At 67.1% G+C, this 20,491-nt stretch carries 21 protein-coding genes; 11 read left to right on the top strand and 10 right to left on the bottom strand.

What is annotated here, in order from left to right; genetic code table 11:
- Positions 1-13 precede the first annotated feature (13 nt).
- The 4 genes from CXZ05_RS04250 (at position 14) to CXZ05_RS04235 (ending at position 3,959) form a co-directional block, all read left to right on the top strand.
- Positions 14-1,207 carry an acyl-CoA desaturase gene (locus CXZ05_RS04250; RefSeq protein WP_102971374.1) on the top strand — a complete coding sequence of 398 codons (1,194 nt, stop codon included), beginning with the start codon at positions 14-16 and terminating at the stop codon, positions 1,205-1,207.
- A gap of 64 nt (positions 1,208-1,271) precedes the next feature.
- A complete protein-coding gene (locus CXZ05_RS04245) occupies positions 1,272-2,237 on the top strand; it encodes a carbohydrate kinase (protein ID WP_102971572.1) in 966 nt (321 codons plus the stop codon).
- Between the two features lie 9 nt (positions 2,238-2,246).
- The gene (locus CXZ05_RS04240) at positions 2,247-2,777 is read left to right on the top strand and encodes a YbhB/YbcL family Raf kinase inhibitor-like protein (protein ID WP_102971373.1); all 531 of its coding nucleotides are present in this window, start codon (positions 2,247-2,249) and stop codon (positions 2,775-2,777) included.
- A 186-nt stretch (positions 2,778-2,963) separates the two neighbouring features.
- A complete protein-coding gene (locus CXZ05_RS04235) occupies positions 2,964-3,959 on the top strand; it encodes a substrate-binding domain-containing protein (RefSeq protein WP_102971372.1) in 996 nt (331 codons plus the stop codon).
- Between the two features lie 294 nt (positions 3,960-4,253).
- On the opposite strand, the gene CXZ05_RS04230 is transcribed toward CXZ05_RS04235, so the two are convergent.
- From CXZ05_RS04230 to CXZ05_RS04220, 3 genes are all read right to left on the bottom strand, one after another.
- Positions 4,254-4,601: an MFS transporter gene (locus tag CXZ05_RS04230; RefSeq protein ID WP_258006436.1), complete on the bottom strand. Its 348-nt coding sequence runs from the start codon at positions 4,599-4,601 to the stop codon at positions 4,254-4,256.
- 162 nt (positions 4,602-4,763) lie between these two features.
- Positions 4,764-5,780, bottom strand: a complete 1,017-nt coding sequence (locus CXZ05_RS04225) for a sugar phosphate isomerase/epimerase (RefSeq protein WP_102971371.1) — start codon at positions 5,778-5,780, stop codon at positions 4,764-4,766.
- Positions 5,777-6,955, bottom strand: coding sequence for a Gfo/Idh/MocA family protein (locus CXZ05_RS04220; protein ID WP_102971370.1), 1,179 nt, complete (start codon positions 6,953-6,955; stop codon positions 5,777-5,779). Before CXZ05_RS04220 ends, CXZ05_RS04225 begins: the two co-directional genes overlap by 4 nt.
- Before the next feature lie 143 nt (positions 6,956-7,098).
- On the opposite strand from CXZ05_RS04220, the gene CXZ05_RS04215 reads away from it, so the two are divergent.
- A complete protein-coding gene (locus CXZ05_RS04215; protein ID WP_102971571.1) occupies positions 7,099-8,103 on the top strand; it encodes a LacI family DNA-binding transcriptional regulator in 1,005 nt (334 codons plus the stop codon).
- A gap of 50 nt (positions 8,104-8,153) precedes the next feature.
- On the opposite strand, the gene CXZ05_RS04210 is transcribed toward CXZ05_RS04215, so the two are convergent.
- Together CXZ05_RS04210 and CXZ05_RS04205 are read right to left on the bottom strand one after the other, a co-directional pair.
- The gene (locus CXZ05_RS04210) at positions 8,154-8,465 is read right to left on the bottom strand and encodes a putative quinol monooxygenase (protein WP_102971369.1); all 312 of its coding nucleotides are present in this window, start codon (positions 8,463-8,465) and stop codon (positions 8,154-8,156) included.
- Between the two features lie 15 nt (positions 8,466-8,480).
- Positions 8,481-9,530, bottom strand: coding sequence for a LacI family DNA-binding transcriptional regulator (locus CXZ05_RS04205; protein WP_102971368.1), 1,050 nt, complete (start codon positions 9,528-9,530; stop codon positions 8,481-8,483).
- Between the two features lie 182 nt (positions 9,531-9,712).
- On the opposite strand from CXZ05_RS04205, the gene CXZ05_RS04200 reads away from it, so the two are divergent.
- From CXZ05_RS04200 to CXZ05_RS04185, 4 genes are all read left to right on the top strand, one after another.
- The gene (locus CXZ05_RS04200) at positions 9,713-11,065 is read left to right on the top strand and encodes an NAD(P)H-dependent oxidoreductase (protein ID WP_102971367.1); all 1,353 of its coding nucleotides are present in this window, start codon (positions 9,713-9,715) and stop codon (positions 11,063-11,065) included.
- 92 nt (positions 11,066-11,157) lie between these two features.
- Positions 11,158-12,180, top strand: a complete 1,023-nt coding sequence (locus CXZ05_RS04195; RefSeq protein WP_102971366.1) for a DctP family TRAP transporter solute-binding subunit — start codon at positions 11,158-11,160, stop codon at positions 12,178-12,180.
- 82 nt (positions 12,181-12,262) lie between these two features.
- Positions 12,263-14,182, top strand: a complete 1,920-nt coding sequence (locus CXZ05_RS04190) for a TRAP transporter large permease subunit (protein ID WP_102971365.1) — start codon at positions 12,263-12,265, stop codon at positions 14,180-14,182.
- A 13-nt stretch (positions 14,183-14,195) separates the two neighbouring features.
- Positions 14,196-15,122, top strand: a complete 927-nt coding sequence (locus CXZ05_RS04185) for an NAD(P)-dependent oxidoreductase (RefSeq protein ID WP_102971364.1) — start codon at positions 14,196-14,198, stop codon at positions 15,120-15,122.
- Here CXZ05_RS04185 and CXZ05_RS04180 read toward each other — a convergent pair.
- Genes CXZ05_RS04180 through CXZ05_RS04170 form a run of 3 tightly spaced genes read right to left on the bottom strand, consistent with a single transcriptional unit; the run spans position 15,109 to position 16,903 of the window.
- Positions 15,109-15,486 (bottom strand): hypothetical protein, encoded by a 378-nt coding sequence (locus tag CXZ05_RS04180; protein ID WP_102971363.1) that lies wholly within the window; start codon positions 15,484-15,486, stop codon positions 15,109-15,111. The genes CXZ05_RS04185 and CXZ05_RS04180 overlap by 14 nt on opposite strands.
- Positions 15,483-15,959 (bottom strand): NUDIX domain-containing protein, encoded by a 477-nt coding sequence (locus CXZ05_RS04175; RefSeq protein WP_102971570.1) that lies wholly within the window; start codon positions 15,957-15,959, stop codon positions 15,483-15,485. The genes CXZ05_RS04180 and CXZ05_RS04175 overlap by 4 nt, the downstream gene beginning before the upstream one ends.
- A gap of 20 nt (positions 15,960-15,979) precedes the next feature.
- Positions 15,980-16,903 carry a DMT family transporter gene (locus tag CXZ05_RS04170; protein ID WP_102971362.1) on the bottom strand — a complete coding sequence of 308 codons (924 nt, stop codon included), beginning with the start codon at positions 16,901-16,903 and terminating at the stop codon, positions 15,980-15,982.
- A 70-nt stretch (positions 16,904-16,973) separates the two neighbouring features.
- On the opposite strand from CXZ05_RS04170, the gene CXZ05_RS04165 reads away from it, so the two are divergent.
- Positions 16,974-17,834, top strand: a complete 861-nt coding sequence (locus tag CXZ05_RS04165; protein WP_102971361.1) for a LysR family transcriptional regulator — start codon at positions 16,974-16,976, stop codon at positions 17,832-17,834.
- A gap of 65 nt (positions 17,835-17,899) precedes the next feature.
- Positions 17,900-18,226, top strand: a complete 327-nt coding sequence (locus CXZ05_RS04160; RefSeq protein ID WP_180987267.1) for a PepSY domain-containing protein — start codon at positions 17,900-17,902, stop codon at positions 18,224-18,226.
- Positions 18,227-18,253: 27 nt separating this feature from the next.
- On the opposite strand, the gene nagA is transcribed toward CXZ05_RS04160, so the two are convergent.
- Both nagA and CXZ05_RS04150 read right to left on the bottom strand, forming a co-directional pair.
- A complete protein-coding gene (nagA, locus tag CXZ05_RS04155) occupies positions 18,254-19,387 on the bottom strand; it encodes an N-acetylglucosamine-6-phosphate deacetylase (protein WP_102971359.1) in 1,134 nt (377 codons plus the stop codon).
- The gene (locus CXZ05_RS04150; protein WP_102971358.1) at positions 19,384-20,463 is read right to left on the bottom strand and encodes an SIS domain-containing protein; all 1,080 of its coding nucleotides are present in this window, start codon (positions 20,461-20,463) and stop codon (positions 19,384-19,386) included. The genes nagA and CXZ05_RS04150 overlap by 4 nt, the downstream gene beginning before the upstream one ends.
- Positions 20,464-20,491 lie beyond the last annotated feature (28 nt).

Raw genomic sequence — 20,491 nt, 5'->3', positions numbered from 1 at the left:
GAGCATCACAAGCATGACTGCAATATCCGATCGCACAGCCGCGACTACGAAGTCCACCACCGGCGTCTCCACGGACAAGCCGGTTACCAAACCGCGGCCGGGGGCACTGGCCGCCTCCGGCCGGCCCACCGTCCGCCCGCCAGCCGCCGCACACCTTTCCGACGAACAGGTGGCAGAGCTCGGCCGCGAGCTGGACGCCATCAAGGATGAGATCCTCGCCAAGCGCGGAGCTTCAGACGCCGCCTACATTCGGCGGGTGATCAAGATCCAGCGCGGGCTGGAGATCGCGGGACGCGCGACGCTGCTGGCGAGCCGGAACAAGGCCGCCTGGGTCACCGGCACCAGCCTGCTCAGCCTCGCCAAGATCCTGGAAAACATGGAGATCGGCCACAACATCCTCCACGGCCAGTGGGACTGGATGCGCGATCCGGACATCCACTCCACCACGTGGGAATGGGACTTCGTGACCCCGGCCCGTTCGTGGCAGCACACCCACAACGACCTCCACCACCGCTGGACCAACGTGGTGGGCAAGGACAACGACGTCGGATACAACCTGCTGCGCATGGACGAGGACCAGCCCTGGACCCCCCGCGCCCTCGGCAACCCGCTCTACAACGCGATCCTGGCCCCGATTTTCGAATGGGGCATCGCGGTCTACGACCTGGAGCTCGTCGACTACAAGGAGGGCAGGAAGAGCAAGGAGGCCATGACCCGCGACCTCAAGGCCCTCGGCATCAAAGCCCTCAAGCAGTTCACCAAGGACTACGCCGCCACGCCGGCCGTTGCCATGCTCACCGGCTCGGGCAAGCAGGCGCTTATGGGGACGCTCACCGCCAACGCCGTGCGCAACGTGTGGGCCCATGCCGTGATCTTCTGCGGACACTTCCCGGAAGGGACGGACACCTTCACCGAGGAAATGGTCGAGGGTGAAACCCGCGGTGACTGGTACGTCCGCCAGATGATCGGCTCGGCCAACATCTCCGGCTCCAAGTTCATGCACATCATGACCGGGAACCTGTCCCACCAGATCGAACACCACCTGTTCCCGGACCTGCCGTCCAACCGGTACGGGGAAGTGGCCCCGAAGGTGCAGGAAATCTGCAAGCGCTACGGCCTGCCGTACACCACCGGGCCGCTGCTGAAGCAGGTGGGTTCCTCGTGGGCGAAGGTCTTCAAGCTCGCGCTGCCGGGGAAGAAGGCCTAGTTTTCGGGCAACTTCCTTTGGAAGGACCCGGGCGCCGGGCGGCGTTCTCTGGCAGAGTATGACCATGCTCACTGTTATCGGCGAGGGCCTCGTTGACGTGGTCCAGCGCAGTTCCGGAATCGAAGCCCATGTGGGTGGCAGCCCGCTCAACGTCGCCGTCGGGCTCGCCCGCCTCGGGCACCCCGTGCAGTTCGTGGGCCGGTACGGCCGGGACGCCTACGGTGAGTCGGTGGCCGCCCACCTGCGGGCGAGTTCCGTCATGCTCCCGCAGGCCCCGGACGGGCTGCCCACCAGTGTGGCCACCGCACTGGTGGACGACGACGGCGCCGCCACCTACACGTTCGACCTCGCCTGGGAGCTCCCCGGGCTGGTGGAACGGCTGCCGTTCATGCTGCAGGGGACCACGCTGCTGCACACGGGCTCCATCGCCACCATGCTGGCGCCGGGCGCCGCGGAGGTGTTGGCCGCCGTCGAACATGCCCACCCGGCGTCGACCATCAGTTTTGACCCCAACTGCCGCCCCAGCATCATCGCGGACGCCAATTACGCCCGCCGGCAGGCGGAAAAGTTCGTGACTCTCGCGGACATTGTCAAGGCCTCCGACGAGGACCTCGCCTGGCTCTACCCCGGCGTGGATCCGTTGGAGTCCGCACGACGCTGGTTGAAGCTTGGCGGTGCCGAAGGGCCGGCCGTGGTGGTGGTGACGCGCGGCGCGGCCGGGCCGTGGGGGATCACCGCCGCGGGCGAGGCCGAGTTTGCCGCACCCCGCGTGGAGGTGGCGGACACCGTGGGCGCCGGGGATTCCTTCATGGCGGCGCTGCTTTCCGGGGTGGTGGACCGCGGCCTGGCCGGCGCCCAGAACCGGGCTGACCTGCGGGCGCTGCCGGCCGAGGGGCTCACCGCCCTCCTGGCCCACGCGTCCCGCGCGGCAGCAGTGACCGTGTCCCGTGCAGGCGCCAATCCACCCACGCGGGCGGAGCTCAACCACATTGAAGCAGCAGCAGAGGAAGCCGAAGTTCCCACCACCTGAGAGGCAGCCATGACATCGCCGGGCCCGTTTTCAAACCTGCCGGACGTCCCCACGTTCGGGCTCACCAGCCGGTCCTTCGAGGATGGCGCGACCCTGCCGCCGCCGCAGCGCAGCGGCAGGATGCATGCCGGCGGCGCCGACGAGTCCCCGCAGCTGAGCTGGAGCGGGGCGCCGGACGGAACCAGAAGCTACGCCGTCACCGTGTTTGATCCGGATGCGCCGGGCGCCGGTGGATTCTGGCACTGGGCGGTCCTCAATATCCCTGCGGACACCACCTCCCTGGCGGAGGGCGCCGGGGCTGAGGGCGGCCCGCAGCTCCCGCCCGGAGCGGTGCAGCTGACGAACGACGGCGGCTTCAGCGGCTATCTGGGGGCGGCCCCGCCGCCGGGTCACGGCCGGCACCGCTATGTCGTCACGGTCTATGCGCTGGATGTGGAAGAGCTGCCGGGCGGGGCAGGGGCGAAGCCTGCGGAGCTGGGTTCCGAGCTCGCCCGTCATCTGCTGGGCACGGCAACGCTGACCGGCGTCTACGAGCGTTAAGCCGTCAGCGGCAGGCGGCGGTCAGCTGGCCGCGACAACTAGAACTATTGACAGGACAAAGTCCTGCTCGTACTCTCGATTTATGGAGCGCTCCAAGTCCGCTCGGTCACATCATCCTTTTCCAGCCGGAAAGATACGGCGGTGTGGCTTCCCTGATCATCTGGACACGATCGAAGGAGATCACCAGTGAAGAAGTTTTTTTGGCGCCGCGCCGCGGTCGCCGCAGTTGCGATCCCGATGCTGGCCCTGACGGCCTGCTCCAGCCAGGGCGGAAGGGCGCCGGAAGCCAGCAGTGGAGGCGGCGGGGGCCAGGCCGCCTCCACTCCGCGCATGAAGATTGCCATGATCACGCACGCTCCGGCGGGCGACACCTTCTGGGACACCGTGCGCAAGGGTGCCGAGGAGGCCGCCGCAAAGGACAACGTGGAGCTCCTCTACACGAACGATCCCGAAGCGGGCCGCCAGGCGCAGCTAATCCAGCAGGCCGTGGACCAGAAGGTGGACGGCATCGCCGTCACTCTGGCCACGCCCGGCGCACTGAAGGATTCCCTCAAGAAGGCCTCTGACGCCGGCATCCCCATCGTGAGCCTGAACGCCGGTGAGGACGTCTCCAAGGAGCTCGGGGCCTTCACGCACTTCGGCTCCAACGAGCAGCTCGCTGGCCAGGCCGTGGGGGAGAAGCTGGCTGCCGAGAATTTCAAGCACCCCATCTGCGTGATCCAGGCCCAGGGGCACGTGGGGCTGGAAGCCCGCTGCGAAGGCGTGAAGTCCAAGGTTCCCGGAACTGAGATCCTGTACGTGAATGGCGCCGACATGACGTCCGTGGAATCAACGGCAACGGCAAAGCTGCAGGCAGCCAAGGACGCCGACGTCATCATCGGCCTGGGAGCACCCATCACGCTCACCCTCCTAAAGTCCGTCGCAACTGCGGGCAGCTCGGCGAAGGTGGCCTCCTTTGACCTGAACAAGGAGCTCGCGCAGAAGATCGCGGACGGCACCGTGCTGTTCACGGTGGACCAGCAGCCGTGGCTCCAGGGTTATGGTTCCGTGGACGCTCTGTGGCAGGTCAAGCGGGGCGGCTTCAAGCTCGGCGGCGGGCAGCCCGTGCTCACCGGGCCCACCATCGTCGACAAGGCCAACGCGGCGGATGTCGTGAAGTTCTCCGACCAGGGCATCCGCTAGGCTGTCCGCCGGCACGGGAACTGACCCGGGGCCGCTGCGGGATGCTTCGAAGCGTGCCGCATCGTGCGAATTCAACGGATAAGAATAAGTTTTAGACTTTCGACTTCTGCCGGCAGCCTCGACCATCCTCCGCCTGCCGCGAAAAACTAAGGCGTGCCGCCCAGGTGGGAATCCACCTGAGCGGCACGCCTATGTTGTGACTGGTTTGCGCCGGCTAGTTTTGTCTGCAGCGCCGGCTCATCGTTGCTGGTTGCGGCTTCAGGCTTGCCGCCGTCCTCTTTCGCTCGGATAGGCCTATTCCAGGGGGATGGCCATCAGGGCGAAGCACCAGATGATGAGCGGCCGGCGGCCCCAGGATTTGATTAGTTTCAGCGCCGGGATGCAGCCGGCCAGGAAAACCAGGTCGATAATCACGGAACCGAGGTTGGAGAGATTGCCCTCGCCCATGCCAAACGCCGACAGGATCGTGGGGCCAAAGGTGAAGATGGCGAGCAGCGGGCCAACCTGCAGGGCGTAGAAGGAGCTGCAGACGATGGTGCGCTTAAGGTAAGGCCGACGCAGCAGGACGCGGAGATCCATCTTCTTCTTGGCTGCAGGGGCGTCATCAGCCGCTTCAAAGCCCACCTGGAGGACGCCAAGCATCTGCCCGCGCCGCTTCCAGGGGAGCCACTCTGCCAGGAGGGAGTTGGCAATCGGGTAGTCCCTACGATACCCGCAGGCCCTCTGGCTCCGTTCAACAACGGAGGAAGCCTGCCGGCTGGTGCCGGCAGGCTTCCGTGCTGGTGCGTGTGGTGCGGGTGCGGGTTAGTGGTTGACCAGCGAGGCGGCCAAAGCTGCGTCCGCATCCTTCAGGACCGTAGCGGCTACTTCGAGCCCTTCGATGCGGCCCAGCTCGACGTCTTCGTGCTCGATGTTGACGAGCATGTCCGGGTCCACCTCGTGGAGGGCGCGCAGGAACTCCGTCCAGTAGGCCGTGTCGTGGCCCTTGCCGAGGGCGACGAAGTCCCAAGCGGCGGGTTTAGGCCATTCGTTGGCCCACTCGTCGCCGCCGAGGTTGGTGCGGTTTTCTTCGGGGGAGAGCCGGCGGAAGCGGTTGTCGAGGACACCGTAGACCGCGGCGGTGTCCTTGTTGACGCGTACGTCCTTGGCGGCCGCGTGGAAGACCAGCGGGCCGAGTTCGCGGACCACGGCCACCGGGTCCATCTGCTGCCAGAACAGGTGGGAGGCGTCGAGTTCGACGCCCACGTGGGTGGCGCCGGTCAGTTCGACGAGCTTGTACACGTCGGCGGGGTTGAAGACGAGGTTCTGCGGGTGCAGTTCCAGGGCGACCTTGACGCCGTGGTCGGCGGCGAGCCGGTCGGTCTCCTTCCAGAATTTGGCGGCGACGCCCCACTGGTAGTCCAGGACGTCCAGTGCCGCGGAGTTCCAGGCGTTGACGATCCAGTTCGGCACGGTGGCGCCGGGTTCCCCGCCGGGCAGGCCGGACATGGTGACCACTCGGCTCTGTCCGAGGCGGTGGGCCAGGCGGATGGAGCGGCGGATGTCCTCGGCGTGCTTGTCTCCGATGGCGCGGTTGGGGTGCAGCGGGTTGCCGTTGCAGTTCAGCCCGGCGATGGAAACGCCAGTGCCTTCGAAGATCGCGAGGTAGTCATCGCGGGCGGCGTCGCTTTCGAGGATGTCGTCGAAGGTGGGGACGTGCACCGCGGGCAGGAACCCGCCGGAGTTGATTTCGATGCCGGTCAGGCCCAGGTCGGCGACGACCTTCAGGGCCTCGGGCAGCGGGCGGTCGTGCAGGATTGCGTTGTAGACGCCGAGCTTCATAGCGTGATGTTCTTTCCGTTGTTCAGGGCGGATTCGGTGACGGCGGCGAGCAGTTCCATGTTGCGGACGCCTTCATCGAAGGTGGCGCAGCGCGGCAGGGATTCCGCTTCGCTGAGGCCGGCGACCTCTTCGAGGAACGCACGCGACTGATAGGCGAAAGCGTCGTTCTGGCCGAAACCGACCTCGGGGGCGTCCATGGCAAGGCCGCCGGCGATGTAGGGGTGGCCCGGGCCGAGGATGACCTGGCGGTAGCCGCTCTCGTGGCCGGAGCCGTCGTTGAGGAACAGTTGGACCTCGCCCGGGCGGCGCTGGTCGAACTTCGCGGAGCCGTTCTCGCAGAAGACCTCGAAGTTGAGGCTGTTTGCGTGGCCGGCCGCGACGCGGGAGACTTCGAAGCTGCCGGCGCCGTTTTCGAACTCGGCTGAGAAGGCTGCGTAGTCGTCGTTCTCCACGGCCTCATAGGTGTCGCTGACGGCGGCGTGGTCGTGTCCCATGACGGCGCCCAGCGGCAGGGGCCGCTTGTCGATGGCCGTGCTGAGGCGGCCGCCGCTGATGGACTTGACGTCGCCGCAGAGGAACTCTGAAACGTACGCCAGGTGGCTTCCGACGTCGGCCAGCGCACCGGAGCCGGGGCCGCCCTTGTAGCGCCAGCTCATGGGAGCATCCGGGCTGAAGCCGTAGTCCGTCCAGTAGCGGCCGCTGAAGTGCAGTACCTTGCCCAGGGTCCCGTTCCGGATGAGGTCGCGGATATAGGCGATGCCCGGGGTGCGGCGGAAGGTGAATCCGATGCGGGCGATTGAGGAGGCGTTGCGGGCGGCGTCGGCCATGGCCCGCGCGTCTTCCAGGGTGTCGCTCAGCGGCTTCTCGCACAGCACATGCTTGCCGGCGGCAAGGAGGCCCTCCACCACTTCCCTATGCAGCGAGTTGGCGATGACAACGCTGACGACGTCGATGTCATCGGCCTCGGCGATGGCCTGCCATGAGGTGTCGTTGCGCTCGTAGCCGAAGCGCCGTGCGGCGAGGGAGCCGAACTCCGGGTTGACGTCGCCGATGGAAACCAGCCGGATTGGCGGCAGGACGGGGTTGTACAGGGCGGAGGCGGTGCGGAAGGCGGCGGCGTGGGCCTTGCCGGCCATGCCCGCCCCGATGACGGCTACGCCGAGATCTTTGGGCATTGGTTTTCTCCTTTGAAACGGGCTTTGCGGGATTCGGCCGCTGTGACGTGGGACGCAAATGGAGCGCTCCATAAACACGATAGGGGCGGAACTTTGTCCTGTCAATATCCCTAAAAGGTCAGCGCATGGGTGACAATTGCAGGGTGACCCAGGAGACCGGAAAACGCCCGAACATTTACGACGTCGCCTCCGCGGCCGGGGTATCGAAATCCCTGGTCTCGCTGGTCCTGCGCGGTGCGCCCGGCGTCTCCGCTGCCCGCCGCGCCGCCGTCGAGGAGGCCATCGAAAGGCTGAACTACCGCCCGAGCCGGGCGGCAGCGACCCTGGCCGGTAACCGGTCCCGGACCATCGGCGTCGTCCTGGACGACTACCGGAACCTCTGGTTCGTCGGCCTGCTTGGCGGGCTGCACGACGAACTCGCTCCCCTCGGCTTCCGTGTAGCCGTCGCCGACCCGTCGTTCAATGCCCACCTGGACCGGACGCCGGTGGACGGCCTCATGTCTTTGCGGGTGGACGGCATAGTGATCGCGACCGAGCCTACGGAGGAGATGTTCGCCGCCGTCGACGTTCCTGCGGTGGTGGCGGGCAACCGGGACGTCGTGGTCCCCGGGGCGGATATCGTGGCCAACGACGACGAGGCCGGCGGCCGCCTGGCCACCGGGCACCTGATCGGGCTCGGGCACCGGGAAATCGGGCATGTGACCGGCGGGGGCGGTGCCGCCCGTCTCCGGGCGCAGGGGTTTGAGGCCGCGATGCGCGAACACGGGCTGCAGCCGCACACCGTGCAGGGCCACGGGCAGACGATGGAGCCGGACGGCTACGACGGTGCGCTGAGGCTCCTGGACCAGAACCCTGCGATCACGGCGATTTTTGCGGCCAACGACGTGATGGCGATGGGGGTGGCGGCCGCGGCGCGGGACCGGGGGCGGCGCATCCCGGAGGATCTTTCCCTGATCGGCTACGACAATTCGCCGCTCGCGTCGGCGAACCTGCTGCGCCTGACCACCATTGACGGCCGCAACGGCGAGGTGGGTGCCGGAGCGGCGAAGGCCCTGCTGGACCGCATGAAGGATCCGGAACTGCCGGTCCGGACGAAGCTCGTGGACCCGGAACTGGTGGTCAGGGGCTCGACGGCGGCCCCCGCCTGATCTGCGCAGGCAAGGGGCCGCCGTTGTCTTTTCAGGCCTGAGGCCTTAACTCAGAGCGCACCTTGCGCGGCGGTGCCGGCGGGGATTGCGGCCAGCCGCGTCACCTCCACCGGTTCCGCCAGGAGTCCCTCAAGGGAGGCGTTCAGGCGCTTGACGGGGTCGCCGGCGCCGTGGGCATCGAGGAGCTCGGCGCTCTCCCACTTTTCGATCATGACGATCTGGCCGTTCGGGGCTTCGTGGATGGCGTACAGTTCACAGCCCGGCTCCTCGTGGACCTCCGCGATGGCGGGGGAGAGGGCGGCCACGACGTCGTCGAAGGCACCTTCCTTGGGCGTGAACATGGCGGTGACAACTACGGTCATGGGTTTTCCTTTTCCTTATCTGGTTGCGGACTTGCTGGTGGCGAGGCGGGCCGGTGCCGCGCAACTGCTTCGCGGCACGAAATCCGCCATCACTTCGATGGTCCTGGCGCCCGCGGGGAGCCGGCCCTGCATTCGTCCGAGGACGAGTTCAAGCGAATGCAGCGCGAGCATGCCGATCGGTTGCCGGATCGCGCTGAGCGGGGGACTGGTCAGCTCGGTCCACGGATTGTCGTCAAAGACGATAACCGACAGGTCGCCCGGTATCCGCACACCCATCTGGACGAGGCGCCGGACTGAGCTTTGCACCTGGGCGGTGTTGGCGACGATCAGTCCAGTGGGGGCGTCCGGGGACGCAAGGAGGGACCCGACGGCGTCCCCCCCGCCGTCTCCGCGGAAGGGAACGTCCCTGACCAGCATGGGATCGAGGCTCAGCGAAGCGCTTTCGAGGGCGGCCCGGTAGCCGCCGATCCGCGAACGTCCGGTGGAGGTGCTTGCAGGGCCGGTAATAAGACCGATCCGCTCGTGGCCCAGGGCGATGAGGTGATCGGTTGCTCGCCGGGCCGAGTCGGAATTTTCGATGCTGACAACGTCGACGTCGCTGAGATCCGGTATGGCGCGGTCCACGAAGACCACGTTCACACCGAGATCCCGCAGGCGCTCCCATTTCTCGACGTTTCCGCCCGTCGGCGTTGCGATGACGCCGCCCACTGAACGGTCAAGGAGCGTGTCCAGGGATTCGGCCTCAAGGTGCGGGTCCTCCTGAGTGGTCATGACCACTACCTGCACGCCATGGCTGCGGGCCTCCCACACCACGCGGTCAGCCAGTTGGGCGAAGAACGGGTTGGCGAGGTCCGTGACAACCAGGCCAACGGTGAGGGCATGGCCCGCGCTGAGTTCGCGCGCCGCGGCGCGGGGGCGGTACCCAAGTTCATCGATGACATTCAGTACCTGTTCGCGCTTGGCGGGCGCGACCGGGCCGGAGTCGGGGTTCAATACCCGCGACACCACGGACACCGAGACTCCCGCCGCTGCCGCCACATCGCGGATAGTGGGCGCCTTCTTCAATGCTCCTCCTTGCGGCCAGTGGGTTTCACCGACATCTGTTGACACAGCTTAACACTGACTGGTACAAAAGTGGAACCGGTTCCACTCGGTAGCCCAAGTCACAGCAACTGCGACGAAGAGGTGCTCCACCCCACGGTGGACGGCTGGCCCCTTCGGCTTAGACAACAATCAGAGAGATCCCCATGAACCTCCACAAACTTCTCAGCGACCGCGAGCAGCAGGGCCGCCCGATCCGCGTGGGCCTCATCGGCGCCGGCCGGTACGGCACCATGTACCTCGCCCAGGCGAACAACATCCCGGGCATCCATGTTGTTGCCATCGCTGACATCAATGTGAAGCGGGCTGAGGGTGCCTTCGAGCTCGTCGGATGGCCCCAGAACCAGATCGCCCCGGACATCGCCACTGCTCTGGAGAACCGCTCCACCACCATCGTGGCAAACGCTGACGAACTGTTCGACGTCGACATCGACGTCATCGTTGAAGCCACCGGCAATCCCATCGTCGGCGTGAAGCACGCGCTGCGGGCGATCGAAACCAAGAAGCACATCATCATGGTCACGGTCGAGGCCGATGCCCTGGCCGGACCGGCCCTCGCCAAGCGCGCGGAAGAGGCCGGCGTCGTGTATTCCATGGCGTACGGCGACCAGCCGGCACTCATCATGGAACTGGTGGACTGGGCCCGGACCAGCGGCTTTGACGTGGTCTGCGCCGGCAAGGGCGCCAAGTACCTTGAGCACTACCACGAGATGAACCCGGACAACGTCTGGGAAAACTGGGAGTTCTCCAAGGAACTCACCGACTCCGGCCAGCTCAACCCGTACATGCACACCTCCTTCCGTGACGGCACCAAGGCCTCCATCGAGATGGCCGCCGTCGCCAACGGCGCCGGCCTCACCCCTTCTGACAACGGCCTGAGCTTCACGCCGGGCGACGTGGAGGAGATCGCCACGATCTGCCGCCCGGCCGACGTCGGGGGTGCCCTGGCGCACGAGGGAAGCGTGGACGTCATGTCGAGCGTCAACCGCGACGGCAGCTGGATCAGCCACAACACCCAGGAAGGCGTCTTCGTCGTCGTCAAGGCAACGAACGGCTACGTCTCCGGCTGCTTCAACGAATACCCGTGGCACCCGGACCCCACCGGCCAGTACGCAGCCCTGTACCGCCCCTACCACTACGTGGGTCTCGAACTGAACATGTCCATCGCCAACGCAGCCCTCCGCGGCATTGCAACCGGATCGCCCGTCGGCTTCTTCGGTGACGTCGTTGCCACCGCCAAGAAGGACCTGAAGGCCGGCGAGTTCCTCGACGGCGAAGGCGGCTTCACGGTCTGGGGCAAGCTCGTCTCGGCCAAGCACTCCGTCGAAATCGGTGCCCTGCCGGTAGCCCTGGCGCACCACGTCGAGCTGCGCGCCGACGTCGCCAAGGGTGCCACCGTCCGCTGGGAAGACGTCATCATGGACGAATCGCTCTCGCAGGCCCTCGAGCTGCGCCGCGAAACTGAGGCGCTGGTCGCCGAAGCCGCCGTCAGCGCCTAGTCATCCGCATTACCCCTCCGGGCGAGGCGCGGGAAGACAATGTCATCCCGCGCCTGCCGGAAAAGACTCCTTCCAATGAAGAAAGGCATCACATGAACACCAAGACCCGCGCCCTCACTGGAGTGCTGGCATGCACCCTCGCCGCCTCCGTCCTCGCCGGCTGCGCCTCCGGAGCCCCCGGCAGCGGCGCGCCGGTGGCCAAGGTCCAGCTGTCCATCCCGGACCCGCTGACCTCCTCGGTGGGTGTCTCCGCCCAGCACTTCGCCGACCAGGTGAAGAAGACCTCCAACGGCTCCGTGGTTGTCACAGTGGTACCGAACGGAACGAGCTTCAGCGGGGATCAGAACGCCGCCGTCACGAGGCTTCAGGGCGGCTCGCTGGACGCGCTGATCCTGTCGACGTCGGTTTACGCGTCCGTGGTGCCCGAGATGAATGCCATCAGCATCCCCTACCTCTTCGATGACACGAAGGAAGAGGCAGCGTTCCTGGCAGGCAAGCCCGGCGATGTACTGAAGGAAAAGCTCAAGGAGAAGAACACCGTCGCGCTGTCCTTCCTCACCCGGACCGGACGCCAGATCACCAACTCCGAGCGCCCCATCGAGCAGCCGTCGGACCTGAAGGGCCTGAAGATCCGAGTGCCGGGCAACCCGCTGTGGACCGACTTCTTCGGCAAGCTGGGCGCGAGCCCCACCACCATGGCGTTCTCCGAAGTCTTCACCGGCCTGCAGACGGGAACGATCGACGGTCAGGAAAACCCGATCGAGGTGCCGTGGACCAACAAGTTCTCGGAAGTCCAGAAGTACGTCTCGCTGACCCACCACATCAACGACGCCTGGGTCCTGGCCCTGTCCTCCAAGAAGTGGGACTCGCTGAACGAGGACCAGAAGAAGATCCTGACGGACGCCTCGGTTGAAACCGCCACCTTCAAGACCGAGTACGACGCCGAGCAGTCAGAGAAGCAGCTGGCCGAGCTCACCGCCAAGGGCATGAAGGCCAACGAGCCCAGCGCCGCGGGTCTCGAGCAGTTCAAGGCAGTTTCCAAGAGTCTCTACCCGGAGTTCTCGAAGCTGATCGGCAAGGAATTCTTCGACCAGGCAATTGCCGCAGCCAAGTAAAACCCTTTGAGGGCCGGAGCGCAGTCCGGCGCTCCGGCCCTCACCAAGCATCCCGCTCTCAACGATGACAGTCTGGAAAAACATGGAACATACACTCGCCCCGAAGGAACTCGAAGAGGTCCTTCCCTCCGACGCGGAAGAGATCCTTCACCACGGGCACGTCGCACCGCGCTGGAGCGGAGCCATCTGGCTGGACAAGGCCCTGGAATGGACCGTCGGCGCGGCCATCCTTGCCGAGCTCGTGGTTATCCTGCTGAACATCATGGTCCGGGTTGTCACCGGGGATTCCGTGCTGTGGACGCAGGAAGTCTCTGAAATCGCGCTGCTGACCATCGCCTTCATCGGCGGTGCCATCGCCTATCCCAAGGGTGCGCACATGGCCGTCCAGGCCCTGATCATGCGGCTTCCGGCTAGCTGGAAGCCTTATCTGGCGGCCTTGGTCGATTGCCTTGTCTTCGTCATGAGCGCCGGAGCCTTTGCGCTCTTCGTCCCCACCCTCGTCCAGCAGCTCGAGGAAAAGACGCCGATCCTCCAGCTGCCGGTGTTCTGGGTTTCGCTGCCCTTCTCGATCGGCATGGTGCTCATTGCCTGGTTTGCCGTCCTGAAACTCACGCGGCAGCCACGCCGCGCCGTCCTGGTCGGCGCGGGGATCACCGCCGTCCTGGCCGCCGCCGTTGTCCTGTCCCAGCCGCTGTTCTACTACGCCTCGCCCAACGTCCTCCTCGGCGTGGTCCTGGTTGCCCTGTTCGCCCTGCTGTTCCTGGGCCTGCCCATCGCGTTCGTCCTGGCCCTGGCCTCCGGCATCTACCTCTACCTCGGCGGGATCTCCGAGGTCAGTGCGATCCCGATCGGCATGGCCTCGGGCGCCAAGGGCTTCGTGCTGCTGGCCATCCCGTTCTTCATCCTTGCCGGCACCGTCATGAACTCCGCCGGCCTGACCCTGCCGCTCGCCAAGCTGGTGGACGCACTCATCGGGCACCTGCGGGGCGGTCTTCTCCAGGTGGTCGTCGTGACCATGTACATCTTCTCCGGCATCTCCGGCTCCAAGGTTGCGGACGTCGCGGCCGTGGGAACCACCATGCGCGGCATGCTCGAGGAACGAAAGTACCCGCGCGGCGAGGTGGTCGCGGTGCTGTCCGCCTCGGCCATCATGGGCGAAACCATCCCGCCGAGCATCGTCCTGCTCATCATGGGCTCCATCACCACGATCTCCACCACCACGCTGTTCCTCGCAGGCTTCGTTCCGGCTGCTTTCCTGGCCCTCGTGGTCATGGCGCTCGTTTTCCTCCGCGCAAAGAAGCAGGGGGGCGTCTCCAGCCCCAAGGCCACCTGGCGTGCGCGCGGTTCCGCCACGTTCTTCGCCATCCCCACGCTGCTGCTGCCGGTGGGCATGGTGGTGGGCATCCTGAGCGGCTTCGCCACTCCCACCGAGGTGTCCTCGGTCGCCGTCGCTTATGCCTTTGTCCTTGCCGCCGCCTACCGGCGCGGCAGCAAGCGGCTGCTGGGCGATACGCTGCGGGAAACGACGACGACAGCGGGCATGGTTCTGTTCATCATCGCTGCCGCGTCGCCGCTGGCCCAGACGCTTGCCCTCGCCGGTGTGTCCCAGCAGATCCACGACCTCATGTCCGGCCTGGGCGACTCACCCATTCTCTTCATGCTGTTCACTGTGGTGCTGCTGATCATCATGGGCCAGCTGCTTGAGGGCCTGCCAGCGGTGCTGATTTTCGCACCGCTGCTCCTGCCCATCGCCACCGAATTCGGCGTCAACCCGGTGCAGTACGCCATGGTGCTGATCATCTCGATGGGCATCGGTTCGTTCGCGCCGCCGGCCGGTGTCGGCTTCTATGTGGCCTGCGCAACCGGCCTCGAGACCGTGGAAAAGAGCCTCAAGCATTTCTGGCCATACCTCATCGCAGTGTTCATCGGGCTGCTGGTGCTTGCCGCCGTTCCATGGTTCAGCACCTTCCTGCCCGCCATGGCCGGCCTGATTCCCTTCTAACAACGTGAGCATAGTGACAGAAACAGCAGTGACAGACATACAGAATGAGCTGAAGTCCATCGCCCTGCTGGGCACCGGCCCGATGGGCGCCCCGATCGCCCGCAATATTCTGGCCGCCGGCGTCCCGCTCACGCTCTGGAACCGCACCGCGGAAAAGGCCAGGGCCATCGGCGGGGGACGCGTGGCCGGCACACCGGCGGAGGCTGCCGCCGGCGTCGTCCTCACCGTCCTGCCGGACCTGCCGCAGGTCGCCAGCCTGCTGCCCGGCGAGGACGGACTGCTGGCAGGGTGGAAGGCGGCCGGCATCGAGGAACCGGTCCTGGTGATTCACGGAACGGTGTCGCCGGTTGCCGTGGCCCGGTTCGCCGAGGACTGCAAGAACCTGCACGGGGTGACGGTGGTGGACGCACCGCTCAGCGGCGGAACCATCGGAGCCGAGGAAGGCCGGCTGAGCACCATGGCCGGAGGGCCGCGTGACACCGTGCGGCGCCTCCTCCCTCTCTTCGGGCTCTACAGTTCCACTGTCGTCTGGTTTGGCGAAGCCGGCGCAGGATCCACGGTCAAGGCCTGCAACCAGATCGTCGTCTCCGCCACGGTCACGGCCCTCGCCGAGGCCATGGCCGTGGCGACGGCCACCGGGCTTGACCCCGAGAAGGTGCAGTCCATTCTGGCCGGCGGGCTGGCGAATTCGGAGGTGCTCAGGCAGAAGGGACAGCGCTGGATCGATCAGGACTTCGAAGGCGGCGGCTCTGCCAAAAACCAGCTGAAGGACCTGAACTTCATTGCCGAGATTGCCAAGGACGCCGGGCTGGAGCTGCCGCTCTCCGCCAGCGTCCGCGGTGCCTTCGAGCTAATGGTCGATGCCGGCGACGGCGACCTCGACCACACCGGGATCTACCGGACGATTCTGGGGGAACCGGGACACGCTAGCCGTCTGTGAGGCGCCGGGCGTGCTCGGCCTCAGAGGGGTCGAGTTCGCCGGGGCCGCCGCCGAGGAATGCCCAGCGGCTGGTGCGGCCATCCGGGCCCGTGAGGTTTCCCTCGCGGAGGGCGCTGTCGATGCGGGTGCGCACCAGGGCTTCGTTCCCCGGTTCGGTGGCGAAGATGATCCGCAGGGTAACCGTGTCCCCGTCCCTGTCCGGCTGGGTGTGGTGCGGCGCCAGCGGGCAGGGCGGCGGATGATCCCAGCTTCCGCACAGCTCAAGGGTGACTGCGGCACCCAAGGCGGCAATATCAGGAGCAGGCATGTCGTCGCCGGCGGGTTCCATAATGACTGTCGCCAGGTGCAGGTACGCGGATCTCACGGGCGTCGTTCTCTGAGGTGCTCGAGCAGCGCGTCGAGGATTGGCAGCTGGCCTTTGACCAGCTTGATGCGGGCCTCGGATTCACCGATCCACTCGGCGCGGTCGATCTCGGGGAAGTCCTGGACTGTCCCGGACCCCTTGGGCCATTCCAACGGAAAAGTGTTGCTCAGGATCTTCTCGGGCGCGAAAGCGGACTCGGCGGCGAACGCGGTGATGAGCTTGCCCGAGGGCTGCCGGAAGGTACCGAGCAGCACGTAGTCCGCGGACGGCGCCGGGACCCCCATTTCCTCGGCGAACTCACGCTGCGCGGCCACGAGCGGGTCCTCGCCTTCGGGGTACTCGCCCTTGGGAATCGACCAGGCGCGCTCATCCTTGCGCTCCCAGAAGGGTCCGCCCATGTGGGCGATCCACACGTCCACTTCCGCCCCGCTGTTCTGCTGATACAGCAGAAGCCCTGCACTCCTGACAGCCATGTTGCCCTCCTGCCCCAAGGCTACCCCCGGGATGCCGGCAAAAACGGGCGCCTTCTGCGTCCGGCGAGCAGAATGGCCGCCACGTTGGTGGCGACGATGATCGCCATGCCCAGCCACTCATGCAGCGCGAGGAACTGGCCCAGCACGACCGTCCCGGAGAGTGCAGCCAGCAACGGGTTGATGCTCATGTAAACGCCAAAAAAGCCGGGCTGGACGTGCCGCAACGCGATGAGGTCCGCGGCGTAGGGGATGACCGAGCACAGCATGCCGGCGATGACCGAGTAACCCAGCGCAGGACCGGCCAGCGAACCCTGGGCCAGCAGATACGCCGTCACTGGCAGGTAAAAGACGAGGGAAACCGCGGTGGCGGCCGCGGGCGCCTGCAGGCCCGGCAGCCGCTGCCCGGCAACCCTGTTCAGGACGATGTAGGCCGCCCAGCAGGCGGCTGCGGCCATCGCGATGCCGATTCCGGCGAAATCGCTGCTGGGACCGGGCAGCACCAGGACGTAGACCCCGCAGCCGGCGCAGGCCGCACACAGCATGTCCAGCCAGGTCCGCGAGCGCATTAGGGCTATGGCCAGCGGGCCGAGGAACTCCAGCGTCACGGCCAGGCCGAGGCCGATCCGCTGGATGGCGACGTACAGGCAGATGTTCATCAGGGCGATGGCAGCGCCCAGGAGGATAGTCGGCCACCACTGGCGCCAGGTGAAACGGTGCAGGGGAGGCCGGGCCACGGGCAGGAGCACGGCGGCAGCGACGAGCTGGCGCACGGCCACCACGCCGGCGGGCCCGACTGCCGAAAATGCGTGTGCGCCGATGCCGGCGCCCACCTGGTTGCTGATTCCACTGCCGGTCATGGTCAGGACACCGCCCAGGAGCCAGCCCTGGGCTGGGGCTGACTGACTGCGGCCCCGGCCGGTGCCGTGCTCTACGAAAGTCTCCATAGACAAAGAGTGTGCGGGCAGATCCGCAAACCCATAAATGTTCCCGCCGCCGGTTCTATACGATTGCCGTATGAATCTGGAACTGCGCCATCTTCGGGCCCTCGTGGCCGTTGCCGAGGCGCAGACGTTCACCGACGCGGCCATCGCCCTAGGGACGTCGCAGGCCAGCGTCTCGCGGTCCGTTGCTGCGCTGGAGCGGGCACTCGGTGTGCGCGTTTTCCAGCGGACGACGCGCAGTGTCACGCCAACGGCGACCGGCAATCGGATCATTGAGCACGCCCGGCGGGTCCTGGACGAAGCCCGTCTGCTGGAAGAGGCAGCGCGCGGTGACGCTGGTGAACTCAGGGTGGGGTACGCCTGGTCCGCGGTGGGCAGCCGGACCCTTGCCGTGCAGCGGCGCTGGGAGGATTCGAACCCTGCTGTCCCGCTGGTCTGGGTGCAATCCGGTTCGCCGGCTGCCAGCCTGGCCAACGGGACTGTTGATGTCGCCGTCGTCCGCAAGCCGCTTAGCGATCCCCGCTTCGCCGAGACGCTGATTGGAACGGAACGGCGCTACGCCGCGGTAGCCGCCACGGACCCGCTGGCCCGCCGGCGCTTCCTGCGCATGGCCGACTTTGCCGGGCGGGCGCTCGCCGTGGACAGCCGGACGGGAACCACCTCGGCGGACCTGTGGAGCCCGGACGCGCAGCCCGCCACCCTCCGCCCGGTCCAGGGAGTGGACGACTGGCTGACACTGATCTCCACCGGACAGGCCATGGGGATGTCCTCTGAGGCGACAGCCACGCAGTACCCACGGCCCGGCGTGGCCTACAAGGTTGTCCGGGACGCGCCGCCCATTTCCGTGTTCCTCGCGTACTGGAAGGACGATCCGTCGGTTCTCATCACGGAGTTCGCCCGCCTGGCACGGCAGTCATACGGCGACGGCGGCTAAAGAACGCTCCTTGTCCGGTTCCCTCCGCAGGGGGACACTGGAAAAACAACGTAAAGGAGTCTGCCGTGCGCAAGAGAACAGCGTGGATCATCGGAGCAGCGGTCGCTGCGGCGGCTTTGGGAGGCGCGTCGGTGGCTGCGGCTTCCGTGAACCCCTTCGATGACGACACAACGGGCAGCGGGAGCACCCAGCAGCCGCTGAACCAGACCGACCGCGACAAAGCAGTCGACGCCGCAATGGCCAAAGTCGGCCCCGGACAGGTCACCGAGGTCGAACGGGGCGACGACGCCGGTTCCTCCTACGAGGTCGAGATCCGTAAGAGCGACGGGTCCGAGGTGGAAGTCAACATCGGCCCCAACTTCCAGGTGCTGAACCAGAGCCCGGACGACTAGCGACTGACGCCGCTCAACCAGCGGGGCTCAGCCAGCGAGCCACTCGCCTTCCTTCATCACGGCGGCCACCTCGAGCTCCGCCGTGAGGACCACCAGGTCCGCCTTCTGTCCGCTGCCGATGCGGCCGACGTCGGAGAGCCCCAGCATGTCCGCCGGGTTCTGGCTGGCCGCGCGGACGGCATCGGCCAGCGGGATGCCGGCGTCGTGGACAGCGTGCCGTACCGCCGCGTCCAGCGTGAGGACGCTGCCGGCGATGGTGCCGTCGCTGACCAGGCGCGCCTCGCCGTCGGACACCCGGACGTCCAGCCCGCCGAGCTGGTATGTGCCCTCCTGCGCGCAGGCCGCGGCCATGGCGTCGGTGACGAAGACGGCGCGGGCCGGGCTGGCCGCAATGAAGCGGACCAGCGCCGGGTGGAGGTGGACGCCGTCGGCTATCACCTCGGCAAACACCGCGGGATCCTCCAGCAGCGCCAGTGCGGGGCCGGGTTCCCGGTGGTGCAGCGGCCGCATCGCGTTGAACACATGCGTCCCGGCGGTGGCCCCGGCCGCAATCGCCTGACGCGCCAGGTCGTAGCCGGCACCGGTGTGGCCGATGGCCGCGACGGCGCCGTAGCTGGTGATCTGCCGGACGGCGGCCAGGCCGCCTTCCAGTTCCGGCGCGATCGTGACCATCCGGACGGTACCCCGCCCAGCCAGCATCAGCCGGTCGATGGCGGCCGGTTCCGGCGCCAGCAGAAGATGCTCCGCGTGGGCGCCCCGGTGGTCGGGGCTGAGCCAGGGGCCCTCCAAATGGATTCCGGCCAGAACGCCTTCCTCCACCAGGGCCGCCAGCGCGGCCACCGCCTTCTCAAGCTGGGTGAGCGGGGCGGTGACCAGGCTGGCCATCAGGGTGGTGGTGCCGTGCGAGCGGTGCACCCCGGCGATCCGGACCGCGGCGGCGGCAGGGTCGGCGTCGTTAAAGCTGAAGCCGCCGCCGCCGTGGATGTGGGCGTCCACGAAGCCGGGCGCGAGGGTGGCGTCCGGAAAAGCGGCGTCCGGCTCCCGGGTCGGCAGCCCGGGACCAGCCGCGGTGATGCGGCCGCCGTCGGTCTCCACCCAGCCGGGCTCCAGCACGGCGTCGGGAAGGATGACCCGGGAAGCAGAAATGAGCGTGGGACTCACCAGGTTTCCGTGATCTTGCGCAGGCCGCGGGGAGCGTCAGGGTCCCTGTGGCGGGCTGACGCCATTGCATGCGCCAGCCGCTGCAGGGGCATGATTTCGAGGATCGGGGAGAGCTGTTCGTGGATGGCCGGCAGCGGCACCACATGGTTCAGCGGGCGGGCGGCTCCTGCGTCGCCCACCAGGCAGACGTCGGCGCCCCGTTCGGCGAGGCGTTCCAGCACCGGCTGCAGGGCACGGCCGCCGGCGCCGGAGGAGGCGACGGCGATGACCGGCCGGTCGGCGTCGATCATGGCGAAGGGCCCGTGCAGCAGGTCCGCGCCGGAGAAGGCGTGCGCGGCCAGGTAGGACGTTTCCATCAGTTTCAGTGCCGCCTCCCGTGCGGTGGGGTAGGAAAAGCCGCGTCCCGTGGTGATGATGTGGTTCACGAAGCGGTAGCGGTCTGCAACCTCCAGTATCTCCGGCCTGGCGAGGACATCGGCCGCGAGACGCGGCAGGTCCGCGGCTTTCGCGCCGTTTCCTCCGGCCCAGGCGTCGATCAGCTGCCACAGCGCCAGCAGCTGCGACGTGTAGCTCTTGGTTGCGGCCACGGCGCGCTCTGGCCCGGCCAGAATGTCCAGGTGGTGCCGGGCTGCAGCGGCCAGCGGTGAGGACGGGGCGTTCGTGACGGCCACGGTGAGGGCGCCGCCCCGGGCGGCAGCGGCGGTGGAGTCCACCAGGTCCGGAGAGCCGCCGGACTGGCTGACCGCCAGCCACAGCACCCCGTCCATCTTCGGTTCCGCGCCGTACACCGTGAGGCTCGACGGCGACGCCAGCCCGGCCGGCAGCCCCAGCACCGTCTCGATGAGGTACTTCGCGTACAGGGCCGCGTGGTCGCTGGTGCCGCGTGCGGCCAGAAGGACGTACCTGATGTCGGCGTCCCGGAGGGTGGCGGCCAGCCGGGTGATGGCTGAGCGCCCGTGCTCAAGCTGCCGGGCGAGTGCCTCCGGCTGTTCCAGGATTTCGGCGGCCATCAGGGAACCGGGAAGTGGAGCTGTGGTGGCGGTGTTTTTCGCGACGACGGTGTGTGGGGCGGTCATGGGTCTCCTTGGGGGATCAGCGGGGTAA

Origin of the sequence: Arthrobacter sp. AFG20, assembly GCF_002892795.1 — a bacterium.
In the GTDB taxonomy this organism is placed as follows: domain Bacteria; phylum Actinomycetota; class Actinomycetes; order Actinomycetales; family Micrococcaceae; genus Arthrobacter.
This window is presented reverse-complemented; position numbering and strand designations above follow the sequence as displayed.

Excerpts from the sequence above, each read along its gene's own strand:
- CXZ05_RS04250 (WP_102971374.1), top strand. The coding sequence starts at position 14 with ATGACTGCAATATCCGATCGCACAGCCGCGACTACGAAGTCCACCACC.
- CXZ05_RS04245 (WP_102971572.1), top strand. The coding sequence starts at position 1,272 with ATGCTCACTGTTATCGGCGAGGGCCTCGTTGACGTGGTCCAGCGCAGT.
- CXZ05_RS04240 (WP_102971373.1), top strand. The coding sequence starts at position 2,247 with ATGACATCGCCGGGCCCGTTTTCAAACCTGCCGGACGTCCCCACGTTC.
- CXZ05_RS04230 (WP_258006436.1), bottom strand. The coding sequence starts at position 4,601 with ATGCTTGGCGTCCTCCAGGTGGGCTTTGAAGCGGCTGATGACGCCCCT.
- CXZ05_RS04225 (WP_102971371.1), bottom strand. The coding sequence starts at position 5,780 with ATGAAGCTCGGCGTCTACAACGCAATCCTGCACGACCGCCCGCTGCCC.
- CXZ05_RS04220 (WP_102971370.1), bottom strand. The coding sequence starts at position 6,955 with ATGCCCAAAGATCTCGGCGTAGCCGTCATCGGGGCGGGCATGGCCGGC.
- CXZ05_RS04210 (WP_102971369.1), bottom strand. The coding sequence starts at position 8,465 with ATGACCGTAGTTGTCACCGCCATGTTCACGCCCAAGGAAGGTGCCTTC.
- CXZ05_RS04200 (WP_102971367.1), top strand. The coding sequence starts at position 9,713 with ATGAACCTCCACAAACTTCTCAGCGACCGCGAGCAGCAGGGCCGCCCG.
- CXZ05_RS04195 (WP_102971366.1), top strand. The coding sequence starts at position 11,158 with ATGAACACCAAGACCCGCGCCCTCACTGGAGTGCTGGCATGCACCCTC.
- CXZ05_RS04190 (WP_102971365.1), top strand. The coding sequence starts at position 12,263 with ATGGAACATACACTCGCCCCGAAGGAACTCGAAGAGGTCCTTCCCTCC.
- CXZ05_RS04175 (WP_102971570.1), bottom strand. The coding sequence starts at position 15,959 with ATGGCTGTCAGGAGTGCAGGGCTTCTGCTGTATCAGCAGAACAGCGGG.
- CXZ05_RS04170 (WP_102971362.1), bottom strand. The coding sequence starts at position 16,903 with ATGGAGACTTTCGTAGAGCACGGCACCGGCCGGGGCCGCAGTCAGTCA.
- CXZ05_RS04165 (WP_102971361.1), top strand. The coding sequence starts at position 16,974 with ATGAATCTGGAACTGCGCCATCTTCGGGCCCTCGTGGCCGTTGCCGAG.
- CXZ05_RS04150 (WP_102971358.1), bottom strand. The coding sequence starts at position 20,463 with ATGACCGCCCCACACACCGTCGTCGCGAAAAACACCGCCACCACAGCT.